General features: G+C 60.8%; 12 protein-coding genes. 5 read left to right on the forward strand and 7 right to left on the reverse strand.

The features are described from left to right. Positions 1–163 precede the first annotated feature (163 nt). Positions 164–1,612, reverse strand: coding sequence for an aldehyde dehydrogenase family protein (locus KGA96_RS22225; protein WP_223514979.1), 1,449 nt, complete (start codon positions 1,610–1,612; stop codon positions 164–166). After that, on the reverse strand, positions 1,609–3,246 hold the full coding sequence (locus tag KGA96_RS22230; protein ID WP_223514981.1) for a 5-guanidino-2-oxopentanoate decarboxylase: 1,638 nt from the start codon (positions 3,244–3,246) through the stop codon (positions 1,609–1,611). Before KGA96_RS22230 ends, KGA96_RS22225 begins: the two co-directional genes overlap by 4 nt. Before the next feature lie 159 nt (positions 3,247–3,405). On the opposite strand from KGA96_RS22230, the gene KGA96_RS22235 reads away from it, so the two are divergent. Continuing rightward, positions 3,406–4,287 (forward strand): LysR substrate-binding domain-containing protein, encoded by an 882-nt coding sequence (locus KGA96_RS22235; RefSeq protein WP_046042156.1) that lies wholly within the window; start codon positions 3,406–3,408, stop codon positions 4,285–4,287. A gap of 130 nt (positions 4,288–4,417) precedes the next feature. Here KGA96_RS22235 and KGA96_RS22240 read toward each other — a convergent pair whose 3' ends face one another. Then, complete coding sequence (locus tag KGA96_RS22240) at positions 4,418–5,032, reverse strand: NAD(P)-dependent oxidoreductase (protein ID WP_046042155.1); 615 nt, start codon at positions 5,030–5,032, stop codon at positions 4,418–4,420. A 219-nt stretch (positions 5,033–5,251) separates the two neighbouring features. Next, positions 5,252–6,130: an MBL fold metallo-hydrolase gene (locus tag KGA96_RS22245; RefSeq protein ID WP_046042154.1), complete on the reverse strand. Its 879-nt coding sequence runs from the start codon at positions 6,128–6,130 to the stop codon at positions 5,252–5,254. Positions 6,131–6,244: 114 nt separating this feature from the next. Between KGA96_RS22245 and KGA96_RS22250 the strand changes: the two genes are divergently transcribed. Together KGA96_RS22250 and KGA96_RS22255 are read left to right on the forward strand one after the other, a co-directional pair. Continuing rightward, on the forward strand, positions 6,245–7,150 hold the full coding sequence (locus KGA96_RS22250; protein ID WP_221174493.1) for a LysR family transcriptional regulator: 906 nt from the start codon (positions 6,245–6,247) through the stop codon (positions 7,148–7,150). Between the two features lie 131 nt (positions 7,151–7,281). Next, positions 7,282–7,458, forward strand: coding sequence for a hypothetical protein (locus tag KGA96_RS22255; RefSeq protein WP_162837843.1), 177 nt, complete (start codon positions 7,282–7,284; stop codon positions 7,456–7,458). A 9-nt stretch (positions 7,459–7,467) separates the two neighbouring features. On the opposite strand, the gene KGA96_RS22260 is transcribed toward KGA96_RS22255, so the two are convergent. Continuing rightward, entirely contained in the window at positions 7,468–8,364 is an 897-nt protein-coding gene (locus KGA96_RS22260) for a helix-turn-helix domain-containing protein (RefSeq protein WP_090457497.1), read from the reverse strand. Positions 8,365–8,545: 181 nt separating this feature from the next. Between KGA96_RS22260 and pobA the strand changes: the two genes are divergently transcribed. Then, positions 8,546–9,739: a 4-hydroxybenzoate 3-monooxygenase gene (gene pobA, locus KGA96_RS22265; RefSeq protein WP_223514983.1), complete on the forward strand. Its 1,194-nt coding sequence runs from the start codon at positions 8,546–8,548 to the stop codon at positions 9,737–9,739. 78 nt (positions 9,740–9,817) lie between these two features. Further along, entirely contained in the window at positions 9,818–11,335 is a 1,518-nt protein-coding gene (locus KGA96_RS22270) for an MDR family MFS transporter (RefSeq protein ID WP_046042149.1), read from the forward strand. A 148-nt stretch (positions 11,336–11,483) separates the two neighbouring features. On the opposite strand, the gene KGA96_RS22275 is transcribed toward KGA96_RS22270, so the two are convergent. Both KGA96_RS22275 and KGA96_RS22280 read right to left on the reverse strand, forming a co-directional pair. Then, positions 11,484–12,332: a cache domain-containing protein gene (locus tag KGA96_RS22275; protein ID WP_046042148.1), complete on the reverse strand. Its 849-nt coding sequence runs from the start codon at positions 12,330–12,332 to the stop codon at positions 11,484–11,486. A 259-nt stretch (positions 12,333–12,591) separates the two neighbouring features. After that, a complete protein-coding gene (locus tag KGA96_RS22280) occupies positions 12,592–13,464 on the reverse strand; it encodes an ATPase (protein WP_223464892.1) in 873 nt (290 codons plus the stop codon). Position 13,465: the final 1 nt, after the last annotated feature.

Here is a 13,465-nt window from a genome sequence, read left to right on the forward strand (position 1 = left end):
CGCGACTGGATCAGCGTTATCCCTCGTATTTTCGGGGGTTTGGCTGAGCCAGCGAGTTCATCCTGAGGTCGTGTAAAACACCTGACTATCGATAAAAACTCATTGAAGCCATGACGCCAGCGCATGCCTCAACAGGAGGCATGTGCTCACCTTTTTCGTGCCTTCAGACCGCCCGGATTACGTGTTTGATTTCCTGGAAAGCCTGCAAGCCCCACGGCCCCAATTCGCGGCCGATGCTGCTCTGCTTGTAGCCGCCCCAGGCGGTCTGCGGGAAGATCACCTGCGGCGCGTTGATCCACACAAGCCCCGCCTGTAAAGCGTTGGCGACGCGGTCGGCGGTTTCGGCATTGCGCGTCACCACACTGGCGACCAGGCCAAACTGGCTGTCGTTGGCCAGGGCAATCGCCTCGGCTTCAGAGGCAAAACTGCGCACGCAGATCACCGGGCCGAAAATCTCTTCACACCACAGCGCACTGTCGAGGGGCACTTCGGTGAACACCGTCGGCTGCAAAAAATATCCGCGCGGCAGGTCGGCCGGGCGATTGCCACCGCAAACCAGCTTGGCGCCGGCGCTCAAACCGCGATCGATGTGACCGAGCACGCGCTGGTATTGCGCCTGATTGACCAGCGCGCCCATTTCCACGTTCGGGTCGAACGGGTCAGCCACGCGAATCGTTTCGGCACGAGCCTTCACTCGGCTCAGGAATTCATCGGCCAGTTCATCGGCGACCAGCACGCGGCTGGTGGCGGAACACATCTGCCCGGCGTTGAAGAAACCACCGCCACAGGCCACTTCCACCGCCAGGTCGAGATCGGCATCGGCCAGCACCAGCAACGACGATTTGCCGCCCAGTTCCAGGCTAACGCCCTTGACGGTTTCCGCCGCCCGTTGCATGACCTGCACGCCGACCGCATTGCTGCCGGTGAAGGAAATTTTCGCGATGCGCGAGTCTGCCGACAGGGGCGCGCCAACCGCGAGGCCAGTGCCGCACACCAGGTTGAACACGCCTGCTGGCAACCCGGCTTCAGCAATGATCGCCGCCAGTTCCAGCTCCGGCAGCGGCGTCACTTCCGAAGGTTTGAGCACCACGCAGCAACCGGCGGCCAGGGCCGGGGCGAGTTTCCACGCGGTGGTGACCATCGGGAAATTCCACGGCACGATCAGGCCGACAACACCACACGGCTCACGGCGCAGGCGAGCGCTGAAGTCGTCGGTCGGCAGCTCAATAGCGCTGTCCTGTTTCGCGTCCAGCCCTTCGGCCAGACCGGCGTAATACTCGAACGTGGCAATCACGTCATCGACGTCGATTGCGGCTTCGAATTGCGGCTTGCCGTTGTTGCTCGACTGCAAGTGCATCAACTTTTCACGATTGGCCTGCACCCCCGTGGCGATTTTGCGCAGGATCGCGCCGCGCTCGGCACCTGTGGTTTTCGACCAGCCGGCGAACGCCTGGGTCGCCGCGCTCACGGCTTGATCAACGGCGCGCTCATCGCCGCCATTGACGGTGGTCAACAGGGCTTCGGTCGCCGGGTTGATCACACGCAGGTGTTCGTTGCCGGCCGACCATTGGCCGTTGATGTACAGGCCATCCAGGGTCGTAGGGAAAGTCATTTCGACACCGCCTGCATCCACTGGGTCTGGTCGATTTCAATCAGGGTCGGACCCTGGCGATCGGTGGCCACACGCAAGGCGCCGCGCAGTTGCTCGACACTGCTGACCGCTTCGGCGGCGCAACCCAATGCCTTGGCCACACCGATGAAGTCCGGGGTGTAGATGTCCACGCCCACCGGCTCGATGGCGCGGTTGACCATGTATTTCTTGATCTCTTCGTAGCCCTGGTTATTCCACAGCAGCACGATCACCGGGGTGCGCGCTTCAACGGCACTGGCCAGTTCCGGCAGGGTGAACTGCAGGCCGCCGTCGCCGATCAGGCACACCACCGGAGGACGCGCGCCACCTTCGACGCGGCCACCCAGCCAGGCGCCAATCGCCGCCGGCAAGGCGTAGCCGAGGGTGCCGTAACCAGTAGACGAGTTGAACCAGCGACGCGGACGCTCCGGGTTGAACGTCAGGTTGCCGGTGTACACCGGTTGGGTCGAATCGCCGACGAACACCGCGTCCGGCAGTTCGTGCAGCACGGTTTCGAGGAAGCGGGTCTGGGCCAGGGTCGGTGCGTCCCAGCTCGCGGCCAGGTCTTCACGCAGACGAGCGGCACGTACTTGCCCCCAATCGTTGCGGCGCTCGGCCAGGGGTTTGTCCGACAGGGCGCTGAGCAAAGCCTGGGCGGCGTTACGCGAGTCGGCCACCAGTGCCACGTGTGGCGGGTAGTTGCGCACGGTCTGGTCCGGGTCGATATCGACGCGCAGCAACTTGCCAGGAATTTCGAAGCCACCGGCGAAGGTCACGTCGTAGTCGGTCTCGGCCAGTTCGGTGCCGATGGCCAGTACCACGTCGGCCTCGGCGACCAATGCACGGGTGGCGACCAGGCTTTGGGTCGAGCCGATCAGCAGTGGGTGGCCGGAAGCGAGCATGCCCTTGGCATTGATGGTCAGGGCGACCGGCGCGTCCAGCAGTTCTGCCAGCTCAGTCAGTTCGACGGCCGCGTCGATGGCGCCGCCACCGGCGAGAATCAGCGGACGCTTGGCGCCGGCCAGCAATTCAGTCATGCGCGACACGGCGCTCGGCGAAGCACCGGCGCGGTCGATGTTGACCGGCAGGCTGCTGAGCAAGTCGTCGGCTTCTTCAACCAGGACATCCAGCGGAATTTCAATGTGCACCGGACGCGGACGGCCCGCCTGGAACAGCGCAAAGGCACGGGCCAACACGCCCGGCAGCTCGGAAGCCGACATCAGGGTGTGGGAGAACGCCGCGACACCGGCGCACAGTGCGCCCTGGTTCGGCAGCTCATGCAGCTTGCCGCGACCGCCGCCCAACTGGCTGCGCGATTGCACGCTGGAGATCACCAGCATCGGGATCGAATCGGCATAGGCCTGGCCCATGGCGGTGGTGATGTTGGTCATGCCAGGGCCGGTGATGATGAAGCACACACCCGGTTTGCCGCTGGTGCGGGCGTAGCCGTCGGCCATGAAACCGGCGCCCTGTTCGTGGCGCGGCGTGACGTGGTTGATGCTCGAACGGGCCAGCCCGCGATACAGCTCCACGGTATGCACCCCCGGAATGCCGAACACCTGCTCGACCCCGTAGTTTTCGAGTAACTTGACCAATACTTCGCCGCACGTCGCCATGTCGTTGCCCTTTTTGTTCGTTTGAGACGCCGGGCGTGCGCTGTGTTTAGATTGGATTTGCAGGCCCGGGAATGGCCTCATTGGAACGGGCGACAGGTAGCCGCAACAATGGATAAAAAGTCATACTAGCCATGTCCTCACGTCATACCTTGGATCCCAATGAAACGACTGCCTCCCCTGCCGGCGCTGCACACTTTTCTGATTACCGCGCAGTGCTGCAATTTCACCCGGGCCGCCGAACAGCTGCACATCACCCAGGGCGCGGTGAGTCGACAGATCGCCGGGCTGGAAGATCATCTGGGTTATGAACTGTTCATCCGCCTGGCCCGAGGCCTGGACCTGACAGCCGAGGGACGGGAATGGCTGCCACGGGTGCAGCAGATTTTCGGCCTGATCGACGAGGCCGTTGAACAGATCGGCGAGAAGCGCGAAACCCTGCAACTCAAGGCACCGACCTGCGTCATGCGCTGGTTGCTGCCGCGTCTGTTGCAATGGCAACGGGAACGCCCGGACGTACCGGTGGAGCTGACCACCACGGTCAAGCACGGCGTGGATTTTCATCGCGAGCAATTCGATGCGGCGGTGATGTACGGCGCACCGCCGGACGATTCATTGATGTCGCAAAAACTCTTCGACGAACAACTCACGCCGGTGTGTTCCAGACCGATACTCGAAGGCCCTATGCCCCTGCAGGCCCCAGCCGATCTGCAACAGCACCTGCTGCTGCACCCGACCCGCGACGAACGGGACTGGAAAGCCTGGTTGAAAGCCGCGGATGTGCATTTGACCAATGTCGGCAAGGGCCAGCATTTCGAAACACTGGACCTGGCGATGTCGATGGCGTCCCAGGGAACGGGGGTGGCGATTGGCGACTGGTCGCTGATCGGCGATGACCTGAACGCCGGGCGGCTGGTCATGCCATTCGAATTGAAAGTGACGACCGGACTTGCGTATTACCTGGTGTTCCCCGAAAAACCAGGACCTTCGCCGAAGTTGAGGGAATTGATGGGCTGGTTGGTGGAGCAGGCGCAGTCGCGGTAAAACCGTACAACTCTGATGCTCCACCCTGTAGGAGTGAGCCTGCTCGCGATGACGGATTCACATTCAAAATCAATGTTGACTGCTCCACTGCTATCGCGAGCAGGCTCACTCCTACAAATGACCAGTGAACTCAATATCCGACGGTAAACCGCTGCCGCGAATGCTTCGGCGCTTCCACTTCGTCGAGCATTGCAATCGCGTAGTCGGCAAAAGTAATCCAGCTGCGCCCTTCGCTGCTTACCAGCAAATCATCCTGACCGAGGCGGAATTTCCCCGTGCGCTCGCCCTCGACAAATTCGGCCGATGGCGACAGGAAGGTCCAGTCCAGATCCCGCTCTTCACGCAAGCTTGCGAGGAATTCTGCACCGGCGCTGGCCTCTGCCTTGTAAGCCTCAGGGAAACCTTCGCTATCGATCACTCGAGTATCATCGGGCAATAGCAGCGAACCCGCCCCGCCCACCACCAGCAGACGTTTGACCCCGGCTTTTTTCACCGGGCCTACGACTGCGCTGGCAGGCAGCGTGGCGAAATGCGCCGCGCTGATAACCACGTCATGGCCCGCAATTGCAGCTTGCAACGCAGCGGCATCAAGGGCATCGACGGCCTTGCTGACCACACCTTCACGCGGATCTATTTTCGATGTATCGCGGGCAATGGCGGTAACGCTGTGACCGCGACGCAGGGCTTCTTCCAGCAGTTGGCTACCGGCACGACCGGTGGCACCGATGATTGCGATTTTGCTCATGACGTTCTCCAGTGGGTTGACTTGTAACTTGTGCGATCGATGTAACCTTTGTGGCGAGGGGGCTTGCCCCCGTTCGGCTGCGTAGCAGTCGTAAAACCTACTGCATGCGGTGTAGCTGAAGAATGCAGGGGAGCGCTTCGCACTCCAACGGGGGCAAGCCCCCTCGCCACAGGTAATCACTTTCATCTCAAAAGTTGCTTCGGCTTCATGTACTTCCGGTTACCACTTCATCTCGCCCTTGGCGACCTTGGCGCTCAGTTCCAGGGAGCTTTCATCACCCAGGGTCGGAAAGCGTTTCTTCATCGCCGCGATCAGCGCGGCAGAATCCTTGGCCTTGGCGGTTTCCTCGTCGAAGGCCTTGATGTAAGCGGCGGTGAACTGCACGGCGGCCAGGGAGCGATCGCTCTCGCCGAGGTAATGACCCGGCACCACCATCTGCGGTTTCAGGGTTTCAATGGAATGCAGCGTAGCCAACCAATCGGCATGGGACTGTTGCGTTTGCGTGTCAGCCATCCACACGTGAATGTTTTGCGCCACCACGACACCACCGACTACCGCCTTGATCGACGGAATCCACACAAAGCTGCGATCCGGCTGCGGGCCCTCAAGACCAACTACCTGCAACTTCTGCCCTTCAAGGATCAGGCTGTCGCCCTTGAGCACACCCGGCACAATGGTTTTGGCCGGCACGTCGGTGCCCATTTTCGGGCCCCAGAACGCCAGTTTGCCGTCGACGGTTCGTTTGATGTGGTCGACGGTCGGCTGTGAGGCGAGGACTTTGGCCTTGGGGAACGCAGCCGTCAGGGTGTCGAGGCCGAAGTAGTAATCCGGATCGCCATGGCTGATGTAGATGGTGGTCAGTTGCTTGCCGCTGGCGCGGATTTTTTCCACCACCTGTTCGGCCTGGGATTTGCCGAATTGCGCATCCACCAGGATCGCTTCTTTCTCGCCGCTGACCAGTACCGAGGTCACTGGGAAGATGGCTTTTTCGCCGGGATTGTAGACATCCAGCGTCAGGGTCGAGGCGGCTGCATGGGCGGAGAAACCGAGGGCGGCGACCGCCAGCACAATGCGCTTTAAAGTGGTGAAACCGATCATCTGTTGCTCCGTTGTCCAAATGCCTTGCTTGGCGATGGAACAGAGCTTAGTTGCCTGAGTCAGTACAAAAAATGCGATGCTTGAACATAGTTTGTTTCTGAAAGCGGGCAAATCATGGATCGTCTACAAGCAATGCGCGTGTTCGTCACGGTGGTCGACCTCGGCAGCCAGTCGGCCGCCGCCGATCATCTGGAGCTGTCGCGGCCGGTGGTATCGCGGTATCTGGCGGAACTGGAAGACTGGGTCGGCGCGCGCCTGATGCATCGCACCACGCGCAAGTTGAGCCTGACCGCCGCCGGCACCGAGATCCTGCCCCGCTGTCGGCAGATGCTCGACTTGTCCACCGACATGCAGGCCGCCGTCAGCGAACCGGATGACGCACCGCGCGGCCTGCTGCGGATAAGCGTCAGCACCTCCTTCGGCCAGGCGCAACTGGCCGATGCCATGGCTGCGTATGTCCGACGCTACCCCGGCGTCAGCATCGACATGCAGATGCTCGACCGCACCGTGAACCTGGTGGATGAGCGCATCGACCTGGCGATCCGCACCAGCAACGACCTGGACCCGAACCTGATTGCCCGCCGCCTGACGGTTTGCCGCTCGGTGATCTGCGCGTCCCCCGCTTACTTGCGCGAGCATCCGGCGCCGCAACGGGTCGAGGACCTGAGCCAGCACAATTGCCTGACCCACTCCTACTTCGGCAAAAGCCTGTGGCATTTCGAGCAGGACGGCGAGCAGGTTTCAGTACCGGTGCAGGGCAACATCAGCGCCAACGAGGCCAGCACGCTGCTGCGTGCAACGATCGCCGGCGCCGGGGTGGCGATGCTGCCCACGTACCAGGCCGGCGTGTACATCCACAGCGGCGAATTGATTCGCCTGCTGCCGACGGCCGAACCCCGGCAAATGAACGTGTATGCGGTATATGCCTCGCGCAAACACATGCCGGCGGCGTTGCGCAGCTTGCTGGATTTTCTGGTGGTGAGGTTTCCCGAAGAACCGGAGTGGGATATCGGGTTGTGAATGGAAACCCTGTGGGAGGTATCAGGGTTCTGAATGTCGCGGTACATCCATAACGTGCTTTGCTGGTAACTCACCCGCGCTGACCTATGCTCAAAGTAATACCGAAAGGTATTCGTTCAGAGGTCAACGCCATGAACATCAAAACAAGAAGATACCTCGCGATTTTCATCACCTGTGCGGTCACGCTCGGGCTATACGGAGCTGCGGCCTGGCGCGTCGAGCAACTGCGCAACCTGCCCCGTGAATACGCGAGCTGCAACTTCGAGCGCTGTATCCCCCACAACGCCACCCTCAACGCCCTCCGCTAACGAAGGGGGTCAGGCTTCGTTGTCCTGATCGGCCTTCAAGCGGTCGCGAAACGCCTTGGGCGAAATCCCCACACGACGCCGGAACAGGCGCGTGAAGTTGGTCGGATCGGAAAACCCCAACACGTCGGACATTTCATAAATGGTCATGCTGGTGTAGGTCAGCAAACGCTTGGCCTCCAGCAATTGCCGTTCGTGCATGATCTGCAACGCCGGTTGCCCCGCCAGCTCACGGCAGGTGCCGTTGAGGTGGGACACGGAAATCCCCAGTCGGTGCGCCAGGTCCTCGACCTTGACGTGCTGGCGATAGGTCTCTTCCACCAGCTGAATAAACCCGTTGAGGTATTCCCGGGCCCGCTGCGGTCGCGCCATGGCGGTGCGGCGCTGGATCACCTGGCGACTGACCCACACCACGATCACACTGACCAGCGAATGCATGAGCATTTCCCGCGCCGGTTGATGGCTGGTGTATTCGTTCTGCAAGGCGCTGAACAGGCTGTTGAGGTACTCGGCGTCCTTGCCTGCCGGGTAGCTTTCGGACTGGGCCAGGGCATTGACCGATTGCCCCAACTGCATCTGCAGGTGGGCGATCAGCGGCGCGGCCAGGGTCACGACAAACCCTTCCACGTCCTCGGAAAAGCGAAAGCCGTGCACCGACAGCGGTGGCAGGATCTGGATGGCCGGTTCCACCAGTTGCGTACGCTTGCCTTCGATTTCAAGCTCGGCCTGACCTTTGAACACGAAGAGCAACTGGCACAAATCAGCGTGGCGGTGAGGTTTGATTTCCCAATGATGTTCGCGACTGCGTTTGGAAATGGTTTCACAGTGCAGCAAGTCCGGGGTCGGCCAATCCAGGCTTTCACCGTAGAGCTTGAACACCGGAATCGAAGGCAGGTCAGGCTTGTTCATCACTTCAATCCAGGCCTCGGAGTAGATGACGGGCGATAATCGCACCGATTGGCAGAATGTACAGCTATCGGCTCAGTTTTCACCTTCAATTGACAGACTCGCAAGGGAAAAATGCAAGCACTCGATCCATAAAAATAATTCACCGGCCCTGGTCGCGTGAAGCTTGCGAGTCATAAGAACAATGAAAACGCTGAAAACCCAAATCGCCATCATTGGTGCAGGCCCTTCTGGCTTGTTGCTCGGCCAATTGCTGCACAACGCCGGCATCGACACCCTTATTCTCGAACGTCAGGCCCCGGACTATGTGCTCGGCCGAATCCGCGCCGGCGTGCTTGAACAAGGCATGGTAGAGCTGTTGCGTCAGGCCGGTGTGAGTCAGCGCATGGACGCCGAGGGACTGGTCCATGGCGGCTTCGAACTGGCCCTCGACGGACGCCAGGTACACATCGATCTGCACGCCCTGACGGGTGGCAAGACCGTGATGATCTACGGCCAGACCGAAGTCACCCGCGACCTGATGGCCGCTCGTCGGGAGGCCGGCGCGCAGACGATTTATCAAGCCGACAACGTCGTTCCCCATGGCATGAAAACCGACGAAGCGTTTGTCACTTTTGAGAAAGACGGCGAACTGTATCGTCTCGATTGTGACTACATCGCCGGTTGCGACGGCTTCCATGGAGTGGCACGGCAATCGATTCCAGCCGACAGCCTGAAAGTCTTCGAACGGATCTATCCGTTCGGCTGGCTCGGGATCCTGGCCGACACCCCGCCGGCCCACGAAGAGCTGGTCTACGCCCGCCACGAGCGCGGTTTTGCCCTGTGCAGCATGCGCTCGCCGACGCGCACCCGTTATTACCTGCAAGTGCCCGCCAGCGATCATGTGGATAACTGGTCGGATCAACGCTTCTGGGACGAACTCAAGTCGCGCCTGCCACAACAGTTGGCAGACAAACTGGTGACCGGCCCGTCCATCGAAAAAAGCATCGCGCCGCTACGCAGCTTCGTCGTCGAACCCATGCAGTACGGGCGCATGTTCCTGGTCGGTGACGCCGCGCACATTGTCCCGCCCACCGGCGCCAAGGGCCTGAATTTGGCGGCCAGTGACGTCAGCACGCTGTTCAACATCCTGCTCAAGGTTTACCGCGACGATCGCCTTGATCTGCTGGAGAAATACTCGGAAATCTGCCTGCGCCGGGTGTGGAAGGCCGAGCGGTTTTCCTGGTGGATGACCTCGATGCTGCACCGTTTCGATGACCACGATGCCTTTAGCCAGCGCATTGCCGAGTCGGAGCTGGAGTATTTTGTCGGCTCCGAAGCGGGTCGAAAAACCATTGCAGAAAACTACGTCGGTCTTCCTTATGAGGCTATCGAATAGCCTCCTACCGACTTACACTGGCGAGCATTCCCGCTCGCCTTGCCTCGTGCGGGTCAATCACCGCCCGCAGGTTTTCCCGTGACCAATCTCCACCAGCCTGAAACGCCCAAACCCGCCATCCGCAGCGTGCTGATCGCCCTGATGCTGGCGATCTTTCTCGGCGCGCTGGACCAGACCATCGTCGCTGTTTCGATGCCAGCCATTTCCGCGCAATTCAAGGACGTCAGCCTGCTCGCCTGGGTGATTTCCGGCTACATGGTGGCCATGACCGTGGCGGTGCCGATCTACGGAAAACTGGGCGATCTGTACGGGCGGCGCAAGCTGATGCTGTTCGGCATGGGCCTGTTCACCCTGGCGTCGGTGTTCTGCGGCATGGCCCAGAGCATGGAGCAACTGGTGTTGGCGCGGATCCTCCAGGGCATCGGGGCCGGCGGGATGATTTCGGTGAGCCAGGCGATCATCGGGGACATCGTGCCGCCACGGGAGCGCGGTCGTTACCAGGGCTATTTCAGCAGTATGTATGCCGTGGCCAGCGTCGCCGGCCCGGTGCTTGGCGGCTACATGACCGAATACCTGTCCTGGCGCTGGGTGTTCCTGATCAACCTGCCGCTGGGCCTGGGTGCCTGGCTGGTGGCCCATCGCACGCTAGTGGGCCTGCCGATTCCGCAACGCAAACCGATCATCGATTACCTGGGCACCATGCTGATGATCATCGGGCTCACGGCATTGTTGCTGGGCATCACCCAGGTCGGTCAGGGCCATTCGTGGCGCAGCGCCGAAGTACTGGCGCTGCTGGCTAGTGCGGTGCTGGTGCTGGGGCTGTTCGTCGCCCACGAGCGGCGGGCACGGGAGCCGTTGTTGCCCATGCATCTGTTCGCCAACCGCAACGCGATCCTGTGCTGGTGCACGATTTTCTTCACCAGTTTCCAGGCCATCTCGCTGATCGTATTGATGCCGCTGCGCTTTCAGAGCGTCACCGGCGCCGGTGCCGACAGCGCCGCCCTGCATCTGCTGCCCCTGGCCATGGGCTTGCCGATCGGCGCGTATTTCGCCGGCCGCCGCACCTCGGTGACCGGGCGCTACAAACCGATGATCCTTAGCGGTGCGGCGCTGATGCCTGCCTCGATTATCGGCATGGCGTTCAGCCCGCCCCAGGCGTTCGTCGTGAGCAGTCTGTTCATGCTGCTCTGCGGGATTGCCTCCGGCATGCAGTTCCCCACGTCATTGGTCGGCACGCAGAACTCGGTGGACCAGCGGGATATCGGTGTCGCCACCAGCACCACCAATCTGTTCCGTTCGCTGGGTGGTGCCGTGGGTGTGGCGTTGATGTCGGCGCTGCTGTTGGCGTTGTTGCAGGACTCGAGTTTTGCGCACCTGGCCGACTCGTCGCTGATTGCCGAAGGCAGTTCGGGGAATGTGTTGCTGGACGGTTTGAATGCCGCGCCGGGTGATGCGCAGAACGCCTTGCGTGCCGAATTGTTGCTGACGTTCCGGCATTTGCTGACGGTCAGCGCGGCTGTTTCATTGCTGGGGCTGGCGGCGGCGATTGCCATGCCGAACATGTTGTTGCGTGGGCGTGAGGACAAGGTTCGATAGATAGACCGAGGCGCCTGCATCGCGGGCAAGCCCGCTCCCACAAGTATTGATGTCGTTCACAAAATCTGTGGTCAACACTCAAACCTGTGGGAGCGGCGGTGCGGCGATCCGACTTGCCCGCGATGGCGTCCTCATTGAAACCATATAATCAAGGGCTGTAATACCCGACCGCCACCAGAAAATGCCCGACCTTCTTCAGGTAGGCGTGCTTGTTCTCGACCTTGCCAGTCACCGGGTTTTTCCAGCGGTACTCGTATTCGCCATCATCCTGCTTGGCCATCAACGCCAGAATCGGCTCGCCCACCGGTTTGCCTTCCGGGTCCACGATCTTGCTGAAGTCGGTATTGATCAACCGCAGGTTGGTGCCGTGAGCCACGTAACGCTGGGTGTCCAGGTCGACGACAAATACGTACAGATCATCCTGCAGGTAGCCGCCCTTGAGGGCGTTGATCGCCGTCAGGGTGCCCTTTTCGTCCTTGGCCAGATCGGTGGCCGCTTTGTTCAGCAAGGCCATGGCCTGTTCGGCGGAGGCCCGTGGAAGGTAATAACCGACCGCCAGAATCCGCTGGCCGATGCGCTGGTAGTAGACGTGCTTGCGCTCAACCTTGCCGTCATTCCAGTTCTGCCAGCGATATTCAGCCTGCTGAATGCCATTGCCTTCCGGCACTTTCAGGGCGTCCTTGAAGGTTTTCTGCAAATCCGGCCCAAGCACTTCCGAAACGTCCCGGCCAATCAGCGCCGACGACGGCCCACCACTGGCGAGCATCACGCCCTTGGTGTCGAGCACGAAGACATAACGGTCCTTGTCGACAAACTCACCCTGGCGACTGAACGCCGCCAGGGCCTTGTCGCCATTCTGGTGGTAGTAAGCCAGGGCTTTTTCCAGCAGGGCAATGGCCGCCTTGCTGTCGTCCTTTTCCGTCCCGGCGGCTTGCGCCTGGCCCAGGCACAACAAAAACATGCCGCACAGCAAGGTGAACCTATGCAGAAACCCCATTGCGCATCCCTCGTTCCTGATGGTGTTTCAAGAGCGTAGACGGGATGGGGATATGTACGAATATTCGCCAGAACGTGGTCATAGATTTTTGTGGCGAGGGGGCTTGCCCCCGTTGGGTGGCGAAGCCACCCGGAATCCATTCACCGCGATTCAACAGATTAAATGCGCTACCGGATTTACGACTGCTACGCAGCCGAACGGGGGCAAGCCCCCTCGCCACAGCAAGCTCCCTCGCCACAAATGCTTCTGGAGCAGACAATTACTGTCGGGCGCGCAGTTGCTGTTGAAGGTTCTGGATCTGCGCCTGAAGGGTATTGATGTTGCGGGTGACCTGGCTGCGGAAGGCATCGAACTCGGCCGTGTTGGTCGAGCCCTGTGTGACCGCCGGACGGTTGTCCTGCACGCTCTTGAGCACGATCATGTCTTGTTCAAGACGCTCGATGGCAGCGCTCGGATTGCCTTGCTTCTTCAGTGCGGCAACATCGGCGCCCAGGTTTTTCAACTGTGCATCGAATTTTTCCGAGTCCGACGGGGCACTTTTCAGGGCGGCCAGTTCAGCACTCAAGGCTTTGACCTGGGCCTGCAACTGCGTATTGGCCGTCTGATGTTCGGTGTCCTGGGCAGTCAATTGCACCAGGCGCTTGTCCAGTTCGGTGGTTTGCGCGGTCATTTGTGCCAGTCGCTTGTCCAGGTCCGAGGCCTGGCCGGCAACACCTTGCTGCTGGGCGTTCTGGTCCTGGAGCTTGCTTTCCAGCTGGCGGATTTGCAGCTTCAAGGCCTCGCTGTCGGTGTTGACACTGGTCTGGCTGGCAACAACCTTGCCGGAAATATCCTGCAGGCGCCCTGCCGCTTCCTCACTGATTCGCGCGAAGCTTTCCTGGGTCGCCACCAGTTGCTGTTCCATCAGGGAGATCTGCTGAAAACTCCACCAGGCCAGGCCCGCGAACGCAAAGAACAACGCCCCGACCAACGCCCACAAGGCACCGGTACTCGCCGCCTTGACCTTCACCACCGGCGCCGTGCGCGAATGCACGACCGTGCGGGCGGTGGGCGCAAAGTCGTCATCGAGAACGTCTGCACGCAGGCTCGGTACATCATCGAAGTCGTCGTTGGCATCGTTTCGCATGGACATT

Source organism: Pseudomonas sp. GL-R-26 (assembly GCF_019947365.1).
Taxonomy (GTDB): Bacteria; Pseudomonadota; Gammaproteobacteria; order Pseudomonadales; family Pseudomonadaceae; genus Aquipseudomonas.